The following is an 18,281-nucleotide window of genomic DNA, read 5'->3' as shown; positions in this document are numbered from 1 at the left end:
TCGAACAACATTCTGAACTCGTTCAAGAATTAATGAAGATAACTCCCAATAAACGTCGTTTTTACCAGCAGGGTATACGGGCTGGAATCCTGATTGGGTCTATTTCTTAGGCCTCTCTGTCACCCCCCCAGATTAGAATATTACCTTTGTAAGGCGTGCGATCGCCAGTAAATTTCTTTGTTGGCAGAATTGAGGGAGTAGTTAACCCGGATTTGGTATGAGTTCATGCAGCAACTAACTATAATTCTCAAGGAATTAAATATTGGGACTGAATACTTATTAGGTTCCTACAAACGGATATTTTTATTCACTCCGACTATTTAAAAAATTAGAGTGGTAGAATTATAATAATACGTATTGAAAAAATATAAAACATGAGGCGGCTGTCTGACTATCAAATTCTGACCAAAATCTATGAAAGCGCTAACTCAGAAGTTTATCGCGCCATTCGTCAGATTGATAGTCTTCAGGTAATTCTCAAAGTTCTTAAACAAAACTATCCTACACCCAATGAACTCACCCGCTATAAACAAGAATATAAACTGACCTGTAGTCTTAACCTAGAGGGTGTAATTAAAGCCTACAGTTTAGAAAAATATCACAATACCTTAGTCATTATTTTAGAAGATTTTGGGGGCGAGTCTTTAAAAATATTGATGCAACACCATCAATTTAGTTTATCCGAGTTTCTGTCAATAGCGATTAAAATTGCTACCAGTTTAGGACAAATTCACGCGGCTCATATCATCCACAAGGATATTAATCCCTCCAATCTAGTTTATTGCTTAGTAACAAAACAACTAAAAGTTATTGATTTTGGTATTTCGACCCGCTTAACTAGAGAAAATCCTATCCTCAAAAACCCAAACTTATTAGAAGGAACTTTAGCCTATATTTCACCGGAACAAACCGGGCGCATGAACCGAAGCTTAGACTATCGTAGTGACTTTTACTCCCTGGGAATAACATTTTATGAAATGTTAACCCAAAAACTGCCTTTTCAAACTGAAGATGATTTAGAATTAATCCATTGTCATATTGCTAAATCCCCCATATTGCCGCAAAAAATTAACCCATCAATCCCCCCCATAATCTCAGATATTGTGATGAAGTTAATGGCAAAAAATGCTGAAGATCGCTATCAAAGTGCCTGGGGATTAACAGCAGATTTAGAAACTTGTTTGAGTCAATTACAATCAAAGGGAAATATAAATAAATTTCCCCTCGGTAGTCAAGATATTTCGGATAAGTTTCAAATTCCGCAAAAACTATATGGAAGAGAGTCAGAAATTCAGGCATTGATCGCTGCTTTTGAACGAGTAACGAAGCAAAGCGAATTAATGCTGATAACGGGATATTCTGGCATCGGCAAATCAGCACTTGTTCAAGAAATTTATAAACCCATCACCGAAAAACGCGGTTATTTTATCTCAGGAAAATTTGACCAATTTCAGCGTAATATTCCCTACTCAGCTATGGTTAGTGCTTTCAAAGGATTAATCCAGCAGTTATTAAGAGAAACTCCAGCAGAAATTGACCGATGGCAAGAAAAATTTTTAGCTGTGTTAGGGGTAAATGGTCAAGTCATAATTGATGTCATTCCTGAAGTAGAATTAATCATTGGTAAGCAGTCACCTGTACCCCCATTAGGGCCAACTGAATCACAAAATCGTTTTAATTTAGTTTTTCAAAATTTTATTCGTACTTGTTGTACTAAAGAGCATCCTTTAGTAATTTTTCTAGACGATCTGCAATGGGCTGATGGGGCAACTTTGAACTTAATAAAGCTAATGGTTACAGATATAAATTTGCAATATTTATTTACGATTGGTGCTTATCGAGATAACGAAATCAGTCTCAGTCATCCCTTGGCGATTATGCTAGATGAGTTAAGAAAAGCTGAGGTAATAATCAATCAAATTACCTTAACCAACTTAGGGATAGAAGAAATTAGCCAACTGATAGCTGATACCTTGAAAACCAACACGGCTAGAGTTAAGTCGCTAGCTGAGTTAGTTTTAAATAAAACAGGGGGCAATCCTTTCTTTGTGAACCAATTTGTAAATTTTTTATATGCAGATGATTTAATTAGCTTTGCTTATAGCGAACAAAAATGGCAATGGAATCAAGCACAAATTGAAGCGCAAAACATCACGGATAATGTAGTAAAATTAATGATTGGCAAGCTCAAGAAGTTGCCGCCCAAAACACAATGTATTTTACAGTTAGCTGCTTGTGTAGGTGCCCACTTTGACTTAAATACTTTATCAATTATTGAGGAAAAATATCCGCAAGAAATTTTTACTGATTTACTGACGGCAGTTGAGTCAGGATTAGTTTTATCTTTATCAGGTTTCAACGATCAACTATTAATTGAAAATTATCAATTTCTTCACGATCGTATTCAGCAAGCTGCCTATTCCTTGATTCCCGATAACCAAAAACAAGGAAATCATTTAAAAATTGGTAGACTCCTACTTAGGAAAGCCTCAGAAGCAGAAAGGGAAGAAAATATTTTTGCAATTGTTAACCAATTGAACATGGGACGCAGCTTAATTATTCAAGCAAAAGAACGAGAGCAACTGGTGCAATTGAATTTGGCGGCAGCTCGCAAGGCTAAAAATTCAACAGCTTATGGAGCAGCGATTCAGTATTTAGAAATCGCCCTTGAACTTTTACCAGAAAATAGCTGGCAGTTTCAGCCTGACGTAACTAGAACTGTCTATGAAGAAGCCGCAGAAGCTGCTTATTTCAGCACTAATTATGAGCAGATGGATGAGTTAGTAGCAAGCGTACTATCTCATACTGATAGCTTAATTGAAAAAATTAGAGTTTACGAAATTAAGATGCTGGGGGCAAAAGCCCAAAGTCAATTAATGAAACCGATTGAAATTGGCCTGCAATTACTTCAGCTATTAGGAATAGAGTTTCCAGCCCAGCCAACAACTGCGGATATTGAGCAAGCTTTGCTGCAAAGCTTACAGTTATGGCAAGAGCGTTCTATTCCTAGTTTATTGGATGCACCAGTGATGACTAATCCAGTCACGCTAGTTACGATGCGAATCTTAACCCAAATGGTTTCATCTGCCTATCAAGCAGCTCCAATGTTGTTGCCGTTACTGATTATTAAACAAATTGAGTTGTTGATTGCCGAGGGTAATTGTGCAGTTTCTGCATTTTCTTATGCCGATTATGGATTAATACTTTGCGGAATTGTAGGTGATTTGGAGAGGGGCTATCAATTTGGGAAACTGGCTTTAAATATGCTAGATCTCTTTGATGCCAAAGCTTATAGATCCCGCACTTGTTATGTGTTTTATACCTATATTAGACATTGGAAAAAGTCTCTTAGAAGCCAATTAGCTTCGTTCCAAGATGCTTATCAAATAGGTTTAGAAACAGGAGACTTAGAGTGTAGTGCATTAAACGCTGCAACCTATTGTGTATACTCCTACTTTGCAGGTAATGAACTGCCAGAGGTTGCCGCAGAAATGCAAATATATCGACATAATATATTGCAGCTTAAACAGGAATCATCTCTTAATTACCACGAAATTTATCAACAAACCGTGTTGAACTTGCTCGGTAATTCAGTCGATCCCTGTCAGTTAGTGGGAGAAGCCTATAATGAAATCCTAATGTTACCAATACTTCAGCAGTTTAATAATCGTACTGTTATCTACCATCTCTACTACAATAAAACTGTGCTTTGCTACCTATTCGGACAATATCAGCAAGCCGCAGATTATGCGGAATTAGTAGAATATTATGCTGATAGTATGATCGGGATGTTCGTAATAACGCTATTTTACTTCTACAGTTCTCTGATCTATCTGAAATTGTATTCATCTATTAGCGATCGCGAACAGAAAAAGTATTTAGAAAAAGTAGCTAACAATCAGGAAAAGCTTAAGCGATGGATAGAGAGTGCGCCCATGAATCATCAGCATAAATGGTATTTAGTTGAGGCAGAAAAGCATCGAGTTTTGGGTAATAAAGCTGATGCGATTGAAATGTACGATCGCGCCATTGCGATAGCTAAGGAAAACCAATTCCTCCAAGACGAAGCTCTTGCCAATGAACTTGCTGCTCAGTTTTATCTGCAATGGGGCAAAGAAATAATTGCCCGCACCTATATGGTGGAAGCCCGCTACAGTTATCTGCGCTGGGGTGCAACTGCTAAGATCAAACAACTGGATGCTGAGTATGTTCTATTGTTTCACTCACTAGGACGTGAAGTAGGAGAGAGGCAAAAGAAGGTTCATACTTATAATTTAGATAGAGATAGTATTAGCAGTAGTGATGCCGCTATAGATCTCACAACTGTGATGAAATCCTCTCAAGCGATCGCTAGCGAAATTGTCTTAGAAAATCTGCTACAGACTTTGATGAAAATTCTGCTGGAAAATGCGGGGGCACAGTCCGGCTGTCTGCTATTATATACGCCCACAGTATCAGAAAGAGTAGGAATATTTTCGAGCGCTACTTGTAGTGGTGCTCAGCCAACAACTGAATCACTCACAAAAAAGATCGATCGTACTTTACCGGAGTCAATTCTCAATTATGTGGCTCGCACTCATAATTGTGTCCTGCTTGACAATGCCGCCAAGTCTGGTAATTTTGTTTATGATGCTTATATTCAATTAGTTAAACCTTTGTCTATTCTCTGCTATCCGTTGCTCAATCAGGGTAAACTCGTTGGGATTGTTTATCTAGAAAATAACATCACAACTGGAGCATTTACTACTAATCGCATCGAACTATTACAATTGTTATCAGGTCAAGCCGCAATCGCCATTACCAATGCCCAACTTTATAATCAAGAAAAAGAGAAGTCTCAGGCATTACAGCGGATGAATTCTATTGTGATGGCCCAGCAAGAGGCCGAATTGGATGGCATTTTGATCGTTGATGAAAACCGTAAAATTGTGAGTTATAATCGCCGATTCACGGAAGTGTGGGGTATTCCCGATGAAATTATAGAAACTGGCGACGATGGAGCGATGTTGAATTTTGTGATTGAACAATTGTCTAATCCAGAAGAATTTATTTCTACAGTTGAGTATTTATATGCTCATCCCCATGAGACACAAAAGACTGATTTGATTTTCAGAGACGGACGAGTTTTGGAACGGTATTCTGCACCTGTAATTTCTGAAACTGGAGCTTACTATGGCAGAATTTGGTGTTTTCGAGATATTAGCGATCGCAAGCAAGTGGAAAAAATTTTAACTGATTACAATCGAACGCTAGAACAACAAGTTGCCGATCGCACCGTCGAACTCCAACGTGCTAATCAGGAATTATCGCGCTTAGTAAATTTAGACGGATTGACCCAGGTTGCGAATCGCCGCCGCTTCGATTACTATCTGGCTAGAGAGTGGCAACGACATCTACGAGAACAGCAACCTTTAGCACTGATTCTCATGGATATTGACTATTTTAAACGCTACAACGATTGCTACGGACACCAGCGCGGAGATGATTGTTTGATCCAAGTGGCGCAGGCGATCGCTAAAATTCCAAAACGTCCTACAGATTTAGTTGCTCGTTACGGTGGTGAGGAGTTTGTGGCGATTTTGCCGAATACAAATGCAGAAGGGGCGTTAATCGTGGCAGAATCTATACGAATGGCGATCGCAGCGATCGCCATTCCCCACTCCAAGTCAGAGGTAAGTCCCTACCTGACTTTGAGTTTGGGTGTTACCAGTTTAATTCCCAGCTTAGATATGAGATTAGAGGATTTAATTGCCAACGCAGATCGGGCCTTGTATCTAGCCAAAAACCAGGGACGCGATCGCGCGATCGTTGTTATTCACCCTCAACACTGTCCGCAAACTTTCAAATCTTAAAATCCAGGTTCATCGTTTAAAGTTTCAATTAATAAATTCATTTGCTCTTTACCCTCAACCAAAAAAGTTTCGCACTGCTGTAAATATTCCACAGCCATTGCGAATTCCTCAAAAACTTCCTCTAAAGGGAGTTCTCCTGATTCAACTCGATTAATAATTTCTTCAACCTGAGCCACTGTCGTTTCATATTTCCAGTCAGACTGGCGTTGTGAAAAATCAATCATCTGCGTTTACTAATATTCTATCTACTTATCTCTACAATCTTGACTTTAAGCATACCGCGATTCAACTTAATAGTTAATTCTTCTCCCGGAGCTAACCCCTCAGTCGAGCGAGTCAGACTTCCATCATTTTGTCTTACCATCGCATAACCTCTTTGTAACACAGCTTGAGGGTCAAGTGCTGCTAACTTTTCTCGTAACATTTGACACTCTACAGTTGCCTGTTGTAAACTTCGCGATGTAGAAGGCAGACGTTTTAATCGATGCTTTAATCCTTGACATTGTGCTTCTGATTTGTATAAACGCTGCTCTACAGCTTCTATTAATGTTCGCACTCTTTGGCGATGTTGAATATATAAATTAGCAATATCTGGCACAACTTTTTCAGCAGCGGCGGTGGGAGTGTGAGCAGTTTTATCGGCAACTAAGTCCGCTAAAGATTCATCTCTTTCGTGACCAATACCTGTAATCGTGGGGATAGAACAATTCGCGATCGCGCGTACCACCCGTTCGTCATTAAAACAAGCCAAATCTTCCACAGCGCCACCACCCCGTGCTAAGATGATTACATCAGCACGACCATCTAATTCTACTCTTTCAATTGCTGTGGCAATAGAAGCTGGCGCTAATTCTCCCTGCACCAAAGCAGGTGATAATAATACCCGCAAACCGGGATATCGCTGAGTGAGAGTACGTTGAATATCTCCCCAAGCAGCAGCAGTTGGTGAAGTAACAACAGCCACAGTTTGAGGATGTATTGGAAGCGATCGCTTTCTGGTAGGATCGAACAAACCCTCAGCATCGAGGCGCGATCGCAACTGCTGATAACGCAGAGCTTGCAACCCTTCCCCCGCCGGTAGCGCTTGCCAAACATTCAATTGATATTCTCCCCGCGCTTTATAAACGCGGATGCTTCCTAAAACTATCAACTGTTCCCCTTTGACCGGCAATTGTACCAACTTTTCCCGCTGAGAGTTCCACGTCACGCAGCGAATCACAACCGGATTGTCGCGATCGCAGAGAGTAAAAAATAAGCCACTGCGGTATTCTGAGACACTCGATACCTCCCCCGTTACCCAAACGAGGCGCAGATAGCTGTCATCTTCCAACAATGCTTGAATGTAAGAAGTAACTCCAGCGACAGACAAAGCCGTATCAGGAATGAGGCGATCGGGAATAAGTGAAGTCATGGATCGGGAAAATTTAATCATTACTATCTAACTGGTAAGATCGGTATCAATAGCAATATTCTAATTATAGGCTACTATTTATAATGTACAAAACTCAAGTTGTTGATTAATCTAACCGAAAATCAAATGATTTCACTGACTATGCTACGCCAACAGGCGGCTACCATCGGCATTACCGAGGCAGAAGCAAAAAAATATGGCGATCTTCGACATAAAAGAACTTGGACGCTAGCAATCGAACACCATCAGCAAAACGCACTTTCTCCTCAACAAACACCCTCACTATCACCAATTGAACTGAATGATGATATTGAAGCAATAGCCAACGAATATGAATCTCTTCCTGATGAAATAATACAAACAGATTCTACACCAAAAGCGCTTAATTCACCTCCGCTAAGTAATATTAAATCCCCGGCGATCGGCAAGCAAGATCTAGCTTTTGAACAAGTTGTTAAAAATCATATTAAAGCGCTAAGAATAGGATCGGGATTGAGTGAAAACCAGTCTCATTCGCCGATAAAAGATTGGCTTTGTCCAGAATGCGGCGGACAGGAATTAAACTGTTACCTGTGCAGAGGTGTAGGCAATATCGATGAGATTGCAGCTATAGGTTGGACACTAGCTTATATGGAAATGCTAGGCTGTTCTCCCACCGAAATAGCACCCCTAAGAAGTTTATCTCCTTCACCCGATACCTTGAAATTGAGTCTAGAAGTCTGTCTCACTATCAAAAAAAGTACCGAGATTTTAAATCGTACCGAGAAGTGGGTACATCAGCAATTAGTACCATCTCTATCTCATGTTTAATATAGCAACCGCTTTCGGCGGCTAGGGGCTACGATGCTCCGATGCTCAGGGCTAGGGAAAGAAGGGAAAGAAGAGGAAGAAGGGAATAGAATTAACGAGTTTGGTGGAACTCAGAACGTCTTAACTGCCAAGAAGGTTGCTATATTATTAGGGCTTAGATACCTTCACAGTAGCAGCCAACAGGCGCGGTCAAGAAACCGCGCCAGGATGATAGCATTACCATACATACATTGTTTTACTTGGCTCGTTTCTGTTCGCTTCGCATCCGCAGAAATTCCGCAAACACAGCCATCCCTCCTGATACTAGCATTAAGATTACACTCAGAGCATTAATATCAGGTTTAACCCCAGTCCGAATCCGGCTAAAAATTTCTAGGGGTAGAGTTGTTGAACCGCTTCCTGCCGTGAAACTGGCAATCAAAAAGTCATCCATACTGAGTACAAAAGAGAGCAAGCATCCAGATACAATCCCCGGCATTAATTGCGGCAACAAAACCTTTATAAAAGCTTCCACCGGAGTTGCTCCTAAATCGAGAGCAGCTTCTTCTAAATAGGGGTTAAGGTCTGCTAACCTAGTGGAGACAACTAGACCAACATAAGCTAGACAAAATACTATATGAGCTGCTACAATTGTCCATAAACTCAGAGGAATAGCTACTGCTGCTAAAAATACCAGAGTAGCAACTGCGATCGCGATATCGGGAATAATCAGCGGCAAATAGGAAACGCCTTGATACAAACTCTTACCAGGAAACTTGTAACGAGCCAAGCCTACGGCCATTAAAGTACCGAAAACTGCCGAAATTCCCACAGCACAAAAAGCCACAATTAAGCTATTTTGTAGTGCGCCTAAAATCCTCGCATCGTTAAATAACTTGACGTACCAATTTAACGTAAATCCTTTCCAACCAGCACTAAATGGAGACTTATTAAAACTATAAAAACTCAGCACGAAGATGGGCAGGTACATATAGAAAAACATCAAAGCTGCAAATACAACCTGCCAAGAAACCCGAAATTTAGGTTTGGGATGCAACATATCTAATGGTAATTCCTCCTCTTGATTGCTCACAGCTTCTCCATCAAGTGATTTTTGTAATAGTTAACAGTTAACAGTTAACAGTTAACAGTTAACAGTTAACTGATTTAGATTGCTTTGCGATCGCCGTACTTCAGCAAAAGCGCGATCGCGATACTCACAGCAAAAATTAACACCATACTCATAGCAGAGCCCAGTCCCCAATTTTGAGTTGCTCCCAAAAACTGATTGTAAATCAATCTAGCCGAAGTCATGCTGGAAGCGCCCCCCAACAATTCTGGATCGACAAAATCTCCCAAACTGCTGATAAATACTAGCAAAGAACCAGCCGCAATTCCAGGCATAGTTTGCGGTACAGTCACTTTCCAGAAAGTTTCTACAGGATTCGCCCCCAAATCCGCAGATGCTTCCAGCAACCGCCGATCTAGCTTTTCCAGAGAAGCGTAGAGAATTGTAACGATATAGGGTAAATAGCTATAGGTCATACCAATTAAAACAGCGGGACTGCTATTGAGCAACTCGACAGGGGGGAGCCCTAACCCCGTTAGCACCGTATTGAGTACACCCGTAGGTCGCAGTATGGTAATCCAAGCATAAGATCGTAGCAGAGAAGAAGTCCACAGCGGTAGTACAAAGCCCAGCAAAATTAAATTTCGCCACCGCTTTGAGACATTAAGGGCAATCCAGTAAGCAACTGGAAATCCTAATAGCAAACAGAAGAAAGTTGTACCACTTGCGAAAGACAAAGATCTACCGATTACTCTTAAGTTAGTCCAAGAGAATCTAGACAACTGGCATTTGTCAAAGCCAAAAACGCGGCAATAGTTTTCAATGCCAGAAGGATTTACCAAATCTCCCGGCTTAATATTGGGTACTAAACTTAATTCTAAAATCACTAGAGTTGGTAGTACCAGCAATAGAGCTAACCATAAGCCAGAAGGCCCCAGCAATGTGAAAGGCCCGATTAACTTTGACCAAATTTGACCAGCAATAGTTTTAAATCCAGAAGTAGATTGCGGAGAATTTTTAGTAGAGACAGCCATAATTGGTAATTGGTAATTGGTAATTGGTAATTGGTAATTGGTAATTGGTAATTGGTAATTGTTAGTTGTTAGTTGTTAGTTGTTAGTTGGGAAAGACTATTAACTAAGTTAAGTTAACACTAATAATTAGCAATTTGGCAATGAATTTTGTAGGAGATTTAACGGATATAACGGCTATGACGCTATGACAATTAATCACTAACCACTAACCACCAACAACTAACAACTAACCACTAACTATTCACTTGTAAGTTTAGTCCAATATCGGTCATAAACCGCAGTAACGTCCCCCACAGGAGCGATACCTTGACACTTTGCTAAAAGCTCCTCTGGGGGAAACAAAATTTTGTTTTCGCGGACTTCAGGCTCTAACAAATTAAAAGCCTCCTCCGAAGGAGTAGAAAAACTCAGTCTATCTACTAAAGACGCAGCTACATCTCCTTGCAGCATAAAGTTTATCCATTTATAAGCTGCTTCAGGATTGGGAGCAAATTTTGGAATTACTAGGGTGTCAGTCCACAATGAAGAACCACTTCTAGGTACGACATACTGCAAATTAGTATTTTCTGGAATTACCTCATTAGCATCTGATGAGTAACACATTGCTACCATTAGATCTCCAACTAGCACTTGAGGTCGCCAAGCATCTGTAGTAAAAGAAGCTAGGTCTGGTTTTAGTTCGGATAATCTTTCATAGGCTTCTCTAATTTCATTAGGATTCGTTGTATTTAAAGAGTAGCCTAGCATCCGCAGCGCAGCTCCCATCACTTCTCGCAAATCGTTTAACAGCGTCATGCGCTTAGATAATGCTTTCTGATTTTTCCAGAGATCGTCCCAATCTTCGATAGGATACTTAATTTTTTCGGTGTTGTAAATCAACCCAGTAGTACCCCATGCTAAGGGTACGCTATAGCGATTTCCGGGATCGTAAACAGGACTTTGGAATTGCTTTATGAGCCGATCCAAGCCTCCTAAAAGTGAATGATCGAGTTCAATCAGTAAACCCAATTCGCTCATTAGGAGCACCATGTAATCAGAAGGGTAAATAATACTGTATGCGCTACCACCACCGGCCTGAATTCGAGCCAACATGGCTTCGTTGGAGTCGAATACATCTGCAATGACTTGGATACCTGTTTTTTCTGTAAAGCGATCTAGTAAAGCCTTATCTGTGTAGCCTTCCCAAGTATAGATATAGAGTTTGTCAGAAGCACCTTTACTAATGGGAGCAGATTGCACGTCTGCTAGCCGCCAGCCGCAGCTAGAAAGGGTCAATCCTGACAAGGCTGCTGCCGATGTTTGTAGGAATTTGCGCCGAGTTGGGCGTGTGCTGTTGAGCCTATAAGTCGGTAAATTAGTCGGAGGCACAGATTGAAAATTGGTAATTGTTAACTGTTAACTGTTAACTGTTAACTGTTAACTGTTAACTGGTAATTGTTAACTGTTAACTGTTAATTGTTAACTGTGGTGATTACCTTTGATCGCTTAAAGCAAGGCAATCGGTGGTTCCCCAATAAGCATAGATGGGTGTGTGAGCATCGGGAAACGAGCCGCCTGTATTTGGTTGACGGACTGTGATGCGATCGCCAGAAACCAACTCGACTACGTAGTGAACGTGAGTCCCCATATACATTGTGTGTTTCAGCCGCCCCTCAAAGCAATTTACCGAGACATCAGGCTGATAAAGATTTAGATATACTTTCTCAGGGCGCACGCTTACCACTGCTGATTCTCCCGTCCCCCCACTCCACATATCGGATTGCTGCACGACTATTTTCAGGTTACTCTTAGTCCGAATAGTCAGAGTTGAGCGATCGCTTGCTTCTACTCTCCCCGGAAATAAATTCGTATCCCCGATAAAATCTGCCACAAAGGCCGTCTGAGGACACTCGTAAATTTCCTCTGGAGAACCAATTTGTTCGATCCGACCCTCGTGCATCACTGCGATGCGATCGGAAAGGCTCATTGCCTCTTCCTGGTCATGCGTTACCATCACAAAAGTTAAGCCCAAGTCTTGATGTAAATTAGACAACTCTACCTGCATCTGCTTTCGCAACTTCAAATCTAGGGCTCCTAGTGGTTCATCTAACAACAACACCGCTGGGCGATTGACAAGGGCCCTTGCCAAAGCTACCCGCTGCTGCTGACCTCCTGAAAGTTGAGCGGGGAAGCGGTTAGCAAAAGATTCCATTTTCACCAGCCTCAAGGCTTCTCGCACCCCTTCCTCAACCTCAGCTTTTCCCTGTCGCTTAATCCGCAACCCAAAAGCAATATTTTCCCAGACGCTCATGTGGCCAAATAGAGCATAACTTTGAAACACCGTATTTACTGGGCGGCGGTAGGGTGGAGTATTAGTCATCGACTGACCCCGAATCATTACGTCCCCAGCCGAAGGAGTCTCAAATCCAGCCATTAAGCGCAGCGTCGTAGTTTTACCGCAGCCGGAAGGCCCCAGAATACTGAAAAACTCTCCCTGACGGATATCGAGGTCAACTCCTCGCACTGCTGTCTCGCCGTTAAACACTTTGAACACTTTGCGGAGTTCAACGTCGAATCCAGTTTCCGCTACTGTTGTACCTTGGTTGAGTGCAGTCTGAAACATAAGTGGCTTTTCCTGACGGTAATGCACGCTGGTTCAATACAATTTAGTTTAAACTTTTCTGTATTTTAGGGGAGGTCGGTAAGGATAAATAACTGTAAAGAGTTTTCCTTCACCTCCGATTTTGATTTTCTTAACACTCCGCAGGGGCGGTGCATAAAGCTCTGACGAGCAAGATTAGTTATCCTTGGGAGTTGGGGTCTGAGTTGGGGTTTGAATGGGGGTCGGATTTGGGGTCGGATTTGGGGTCGGATTTGGAGCCTCCTGTTTGTTTTGCTCTTGCCATTCTGATAATGGGCGATCGCTGGCTGTTTTAAAGTCTATCGGCACTAGGATAACAGATAAATTTTGAGGTGGCGGTGATTGCGGATCGACTTGAGCGTAGAGAAAACGATTGCTGAATTCGGGTTTACCTAAGATTAAATGATGAGTCTGTTGGTTGTCTAACTTAACCTCAATTTTAGCTTGGGGTTGGTCGAGTCCAAATTCTGAGATCGTCGCGGTGGGGATACTGAAGGTGCGATCGCTCTTTCCTGTCGTCAGTCTATCCAGCAAGAAGTCTACGGACGCTTGATTTGCTGCTTGTTGAACTGGTACTTTTATTTGCCATTTACTTTTTCCATTTTTTGTATCATTATTTCGCTCAATTGTCAATACTTTTTCTTTAACTGTCAAGGTAAAAGATTTTACCTGGTCAGTTTTGAAATCAAAGATTTGTTCTTGTTTCGCCTTAGCCGCTTCTCTCTCAGGTTTTCCTTTAATTTCATAGAAGTAAACGAACCCAGTCAAGCCCAAAGCTATGACTATCAATGCTAAAGTATTATTCTTGAATTTCATGTTAATTGGTAATTGGTAATTGGTAATTGGTAATTAATAATTGGTAATCGCTAATTGCTAATTGCTAATTGCTAATTACCTATCTCCCCCATCTCCCCCATCTTCCCCATCTCCCCCATCTCCCTACCGCCGCCGCCACCATAAAAACGCGGCAATTGCTAATCCAATTAGGGGCCAAACTAGCCATGCAATAACTAATCCTGCTGCTTGTACAAGACTCATATTAATGCGGCGATTTGTCACTTTTTTAGGGCTGATAGAAAGTATTTTCTGATCTGGCTTACTTAACCAGCTAACTGAGTTAATAAACACATCTCCATTAAGCTGTTGTTCAAACCAGCCATTCGTAGCAAATTGAGAATTTCCTAACACAACCATACGAGATTCTTTGGCGGAAGAAGGCGAAGGGGAAGGGGAAGGGGAAGGCGAAGAAGCAGTAGGAGAACTTGTTGGAGAAATCGTTGGAGAACTTGTTGGAGAACTTGTTGGAGAACTTGTTGGCGATGCTTCTGGCGATGTAGTAGGAGAACTCGTTGGTGATGCTTCTGGTGATGTAGTTGGAGAAATCGTTGGAGAACTCGTTGGTGATGTAGTAGGAGAACTTGTTGGTGATGGTGTCGGCGTTGCTTGGGTAGTTGTAGCCGCAGAACGAGTTAAAGCTACACCTAATAATAACGGCCCTTGCCGATCGCTCTTCGGATCGAACTCCAATCTGCTGTTACTCAAATCACTTTCAGCCCAACTTTGATCGCTTGTCCAAACGAGTGGCTTTTGGTCAATTCCAGTCACCGTGGTTGTCTCTAAGGGACGGGCAAGGGGATAAAATGAAGTAGCACTACCGAAACTTTGAGTAATAGGATGGTCGCCGTAACGCTTTGCTAGGGGAACAGTCGCACCCAGACCATATCTTTGACCGTCGCCGGAAGGATCTATGGCTAGACTTTTGTCTAAGGTAACGCCCCAATCTTTCAGCAAACTATCTAATCCTGTGCTTGCATTATTAGGGGTGAGGTCTAGCATTAGCATCAAACTACCGCCGCGATCGAGATAAGTAGTTAATGCTTGAACTTCCTCCTCGGAAAATGCCTTTTGTGGGCCCGCAACTATGACAGCATCGGCATCTTGGGGGACATTTATGCTTTCTTTCAGGTTGATGACTGCTGTGGTATAATTTTTGTCTTTAAGGGATTTTTCAGCTTCAAATAGCCCTCCTTGACCTTCCTGTATTGCTCGTTCGCCGTTACCTTGAAGGAAATAAACTTTTGGCGATCGCGTACTCAAAATCTCTTCTAAGCCATTTGTTAGCTTCGCCTCTGTCGGTATCTGAGTGGGGTTAAAGCCAACTACTACACCTTTTTGAATCAATAGCCGCTTAGAACCAGATTCTAATTGATATTCTCCAAGGCCATTAATAGCGTATTCTTGAGCTTTTCCTGGTTCCGTTAGCGGGTCAACAAACTCAAAAGTAAACTTGCCTCTGGATTCTTTTTGATAATTCTCTAAAAATTCTCTCACTCTGGGGTTTTGGGTAGGATCAAACACCCAAAGTTTCACAGGTTGCGGCAAATTTCTTAACACTTGCTGCGTCTGGGGTGCTAAGGTGAATTGTTGGCTTTCAGTTACATCTAAACGAGTGGCATAGCGTGCGGCCAGAAAATTTATGAGGGCGAGAATTAGTAATATAGAGAGGGTAGCTGCGATCGCGTTGCTACTGACTTGAGTAGATCGCCGTCCCCAAAAGTTTTGTTGATAAGCAGCATAAAGCAACCACAACCCTATTATCACGAATCCGGTGATAATAATTCCTAAAGGTATTGGTTGCCAACTACCCGCGATGAAACCTGCTGTGATGCCGGCGACGATTAAGGCTGGGCCTAGCAAAAAGATGTATTTCCAATTCTTTTTAACGATTTTCATAAGTAGAAGGAAGAAGGAAGAAGGAAGAAGGAAGAGGGAAGAGGAAAGAAGTAATTTAACAATCGTATCGCTCAGAGGGGGGCGCTACAACGATGGTAATTTCTATTAATAAATCAAGAGCGTTGGAAACGCAAGACATCAATAAATTGAGCGGTTAAAAATACTCCTAAAAAAATGTATGTAGCAAACATTGCTAGACTGCTTGTATCAACTATTCCCTTGACAAGATTAGTGTAATGTGTTAGCAGAGAAAGATGACCTATTGCTTTCCCTACAGGGCCGCTGATACTGCTAGACGCTACTTTAATTATCCACAGGAATAGCACTAAAGCGAAGGTGAGTATAGCAGATAAAATTGTACTTTCTGTGAGAGAAGAAATAAACATTCCTAGTGATAAAACTGATGCTGCTAACAAGATTAATCCGGCGTGTCCTAATAAAAATACTGCTGGAGGTAGAGGAGGACTTGATGCACTAAGGGCGATGAGTTCGCAGGCAATTAATGGTATGAGCATTGTGATGTAAAACGTCAATACTCCTAGCAGTTTGCCGACGGCAACTGCCCAGTTTGTGAGGGGTGATGTTGCTAATAATTCTAATGTACCCCGTTTGCGTTCTTCTGCGTACAGTCCCATTGATAGCATGGGTAGGATGAATAGGGATATTGAACCCATCAGCCCTAAGAAGGCTTGTAAAAATTCGTAGGGAACGTCTATCGTTTCGCTAATTCCTTGTTGATCTAGTCTGGCAACTTGTGGAATTAAACCATCTGGTGATAGGAGAATTGCGACTAAAAATAATCCTGTCACGAACCAGAAGATGGCGGCGATCCCATAAGCTAATGGTGAGGCAAAATAACTCTGTAATTCTTTCCGGTAGATGGCTATAATATTGCTAATTGTTATCAACATTTTTTGGTAACTGGTAATTGGTAATTGGTAATTGGGATACACATATTTTACAGATTCCTCTGATTTCACAGACTAAACGATCGTGCCTCTAACTAATCCGTGTAATCCGTGTAATCGGTAAAATCCGTGTTCATAATTGGTAATGGGTGATTGGTAATTGGTAGTTGGCAAGAAAGTTGAATTTATGAAATCCGTGCAATCATCTCAATTCAGTGTTCAAATTCTAAGGTGGAGAAATTTTACTGTTCATTGTTTTTTAAAGTTTCTTCCTCTTGAGTTTCAGTTATTACCTCTGATTCTTCTTCCTTTTGTGCGATCGCTTCCCCTTGCTGTTCCTGTTCCTGTTCTTCCTCTACTCCCTTTATCTCATCGATCGCTTCCTCTTCCCTTTCGGGTTCCACTAAAGGCTGCTCTTTCTTTTCGGCTCTTGTCAACTCTAAAAACACATCTTCCAGAGTAGCGCGAGTGCGGCGCATTTCATACAACCCCAAGCCCGAAGAGACGATCGCAGCGGCAATTTCTCGGCCTGGTTCCGTTGCTGATTCACAGGCTACTCGGACTCGGCGGCGATTTTCTGACTCTACCATTGACATCAATTCTAGCGATCGCACACCCGCCACATTTTCCAGATTTGGTACTAACCTCTCAAAAGACTCCGTATCCCCCTCAACTTCCAATTCGTAGCCTTCTTGAAACTGTCCCATCAAGTTATCAGGACTACCCGTCGCGACAACTTGACCGCGATTGACGATTGTTACGCGGCTGCAAGTCATGCTAACTTCAGGCAAAATATGGGTAGACAAAATAATAGTATGCTGACCTGCAAGGCTTTTAATTAAATTCCTAACTTCGATGATTTGTCGGGGGTCTAAACCAACAGTAGGTTCGTCTAAAATAATCACTGGTGGATCGTGAACGATCGCCTGTGCAATGCCAACTCGCTGTCTAAATCCTTTAGAAAGTTTGCGGATTAAAACTTTGCGTTTGTCTACTAAACTGGTACGCTGCATTGCCGATTCTACTTGACGAGTGCGATCGCCAGCCGGCACTAATTTAATTCGGGAAACAAAGTACAAAAAACCTTCAACCGTCATATCTGGATATAGCGGTGGAGTTTCCGGCAAATAGCCAATTTTTTGCCGTACTGCCATTAAGTTTTCATGGACATCGTAACCTGCGATCCGGGCCGTACCTCCAGAAGCGGGTAAATAACCCGATAAAATCCGCATTGTTGTGGTTTTGCCGGCACCATTGGGCCCCAAAAATCCCATAATTTCTCCCGGTTCCACTTTAAAGGAGACATCCGCGATCGCGCTTGTGGAACCGTAATTCTTGCTTAAGTGTTCTACTTCAATCATTGGTCAGAACTTAGAACTCATTTGGGTATTGGATTTGCGAACAGGAGAGTCAAAAACCAGACAGAAAAAGATTTTTAGCTACTGCGATCGCAGCTATGCAACAACTCAATGTATCACAACTTACAACTCGTCGCCGCAAAAGGCTCAAGACATAAGGTACAGGCTAAGGCAGAAGTCAGAAAGTAAAAGGTAGAAGGATTTAATTATCTAGAAGGGCAGTAAAGAAAATGCCATCACAACAACGGTTTCAGCAATTAAGAACGTAGTCATCACCTTAGCGGTGCTTTATCTCTTTCTGGAATTCTCTCGTATTAGCTAAAGCTAAGGGTAATTTTGACATTTTAGATAAATTAAATTAATTTATTTGAGCATACAATTTTAAATATTAAAACATTTGCTTGTAAACATGACCTTTACAATTACCAGTTTATTGACACTATTCTCATTTATTTTACCACTTTACGCCATTTGAGGGTTATGGTATGATTTTCATAATCTTGGCGA

General features: G+C 41.6%; 12 protein-coding genes. 2 read left to right on the top strand and 10 right to left on the bottom strand.

The genetic code is table 11. From position 1 onward, the window contains the following. Nucleotides 1-374: 374 nt before the first annotated feature. The gene (locus PN499_RS17170; RefSeq protein ID WP_272033313.1) at nt 375-5,852 is read left to right on the top strand and encodes a diguanylate cyclase domain-containing protein; all 5,478 of its coding nucleotides are present in this window, start codon (nt 375-377) and stop codon (nt 5,850-5,852) included. Here the strand turns inward: PN499_RS17170 and xseB are convergent. Both xseB and xseA read right to left on the bottom strand, forming a co-directional pair. Next, complete coding sequence (gene xseB / locus PN499_RS17165) at nt 5,849-6,076, bottom strand: exodeoxyribonuclease VII small subunit (RefSeq protein ID WP_272033312.1); 228 nt, start codon at nt 6,074-6,076, stop codon at nt 5,849-5,851. The genes PN499_RS17170 and xseB overlap by 4 nt on opposite strands. Before the next feature lie 17 nt (nt 6,077-6,093). Then, nucleotides 6,094-7,263, bottom strand: a complete 1,170-nt coding sequence (gene xseA / locus PN499_RS17160) for an exodeoxyribonuclease VII large subunit (RefSeq protein WP_272033311.1) — start codon at nt 7,261-7,263, stop codon at nt 6,094-6,096. A 126-nt stretch (nt 7,264-7,389) separates the two neighbouring features. On the opposite strand from xseA, the gene PN499_RS17155 reads away from it, so the two are divergent. Beyond that, complete coding sequence (locus PN499_RS17155; RefSeq protein WP_272033310.1) at nt 7,390-8,073, top strand: hypothetical protein; 684 nt, start codon at nt 7,390-7,392, stop codon at nt 8,071-8,073. A 235-nt stretch (nt 8,074-8,308) separates the two neighbouring features. Here PN499_RS17155 and PN499_RS17150 read toward each other — a convergent pair whose 3' ends face one another. From PN499_RS17150 to PN499_RS17115, 8 genes are all read right to left on the bottom strand, one after another. Beyond that, nucleotides 8,309-9,112 (bottom strand): ABC transporter permease, encoded by an 804-nt coding sequence (locus PN499_RS17150; RefSeq protein WP_272033314.1) that lies wholly within the window; start codon nt 9,110-9,112, stop codon nt 8,309-8,311. A 107-nt stretch (nt 9,113-9,219) separates the two neighbouring features. Continuing rightward, nucleotides 9,220-10,155: an ABC transporter permease gene (locus tag PN499_RS17145; protein WP_272033309.1), complete on the bottom strand. Its 936-nt coding sequence runs from the start codon at nt 10,153-10,155 to the stop codon at nt 9,220-9,222. A 237-nt stretch (nt 10,156-10,392) separates the two neighbouring features. After that, nucleotides 10,393-11,523: an ABC transporter substrate-binding protein gene (locus PN499_RS17140; protein ID WP_272033308.1), complete on the bottom strand. Its 1,131-nt coding sequence runs from the start codon at nt 11,521-11,523 to the stop codon at nt 10,393-10,395. A 103-nt stretch (nt 11,524-11,626) separates the two neighbouring features. Beyond that, nucleotides 11,627-12,757 carry an ABC transporter ATP-binding protein gene (locus tag PN499_RS17135; protein ID WP_272033307.1) on the bottom strand — a complete coding sequence of 377 codons (1,131 nt, stop codon included), beginning with the start codon at nt 12,755-12,757 and terminating at the stop codon, nt 11,627-11,629. A gap of 174 nt (nt 12,758-12,931) precedes the next feature. Continuing rightward, nucleotides 12,932-13,591, bottom strand: a complete 660-nt coding sequence (locus PN499_RS17130) for a DUF4340 domain-containing protein (RefSeq protein ID WP_272033306.1) — start codon at nt 13,589-13,591, stop codon at nt 12,932-12,934. Between the two features lie 123 nt (nt 13,592-13,714). Beyond that, a complete protein-coding gene (locus PN499_RS17125) occupies nt 13,715-15,508 on the bottom strand; it encodes a GldG family protein (RefSeq protein WP_272033305.1) in 1,794 nt (597 codons plus the stop codon). Between the two features lie 113 nt (nt 15,509-15,621). Next, nucleotides 15,622-16,419, bottom strand: coding sequence for an ABC transporter permease (locus PN499_RS17120; RefSeq protein ID WP_272033304.1), 798 nt, complete (start codon nt 16,417-16,419; stop codon nt 15,622-15,624). Nucleotides 16,420-16,658: 239 nt separating this feature from the next. Beyond that, nucleotides 16,659-17,777 carry an ABC transporter ATP-binding protein gene (locus PN499_RS17115; protein WP_272033303.1) on the bottom strand — a complete coding sequence of 373 codons (1,119 nt, stop codon included), beginning with the start codon at nt 17,775-17,777 and terminating at the stop codon, nt 16,659-16,661. Nucleotides 17,778-18,281: the final 504 nt, after the last annotated feature.

It is taken from the genome of Kamptonema animale CS-326 (genome assembly GCF_028330895.1).
Classification (GTDB): domain Bacteria; phylum Cyanobacteriota; class Cyanobacteriia; order Cyanobacteriales; family Microcoleaceae; genus Kamptonema; species Kamptonema formosum.
Note: the sequence above shows the minus strand (reverse complement) of the source record. Positions and strands in the feature narration are given on the sequence as shown.

Excerpts from the sequence above, each read along its gene's own strand:
- PN499_RS17120 (WP_272033304.1), bottom strand. The coding sequence starts at position 16,419 with ATGTTGATAACAATTAGCAATATTATAGCCATCTACCGGAAAGAATTA.
- PN499_RS17155 (WP_272033310.1), top strand. The coding sequence starts at position 7,390 with ATGATTTCACTGACTATGCTACGCCAACAGGCGGCTACCATCGGCATT.
- PN499_RS17130 (WP_272033306.1), bottom strand. The coding sequence starts at position 13,591 with ATGAAATTCAAGAATAATACTTTAGCATTGATAGTCATAGCTTTGGGC.
- PN499_RS17115 (WP_272033303.1), bottom strand. The coding sequence starts at position 17,777 with ATGATTGAAGTAGAACACTTAAGCAAGAATTACGGTTCCACAAGCGCG.
- PN499_RS17135 (WP_272033307.1), bottom strand. The coding sequence starts at position 12,757 with ATGTTTCAGACTGCACTCAACCAAGGTACAACAGTAGCGGAAACTGGA.
- PN499_RS17125 (WP_272033305.1), bottom strand. The coding sequence starts at position 15,508 with ATGAAAATCGTTAAAAAGAATTGGAAATACATCTTTTTGCTAGGCCCA.
- xseA (WP_272033311.1), bottom strand. The coding sequence starts at position 7,263 with ATGACTTCACTTATTCCCGATCGCCTCATTCCTGATACGGCTTTGTCT.
- xseB (WP_272033312.1), bottom strand. The coding sequence starts at position 6,076 with ATGATTGATTTTTCACAACGCCAGTCTGACTGGAAATATGAAACGACA.
- PN499_RS17150 (WP_272033314.1), bottom strand. The coding sequence starts at position 9,112 with ATGTTGCATCCCAAACCTAAATTTCGGGTTTCTTGGCAGGTTGTATTT.
- PN499_RS17145 (WP_272033309.1), bottom strand. The coding sequence starts at position 10,155 with ATGGCTGTCTCTACTAAAAATTCTCCGCAATCTACTTCTGGATTTAAA.
- PN499_RS17170 (WP_272033313.1), top strand. The coding sequence starts at position 375 with ATGAGGCGGCTGTCTGACTATCAAATTCTGACCAAAATCTATGAAAGC.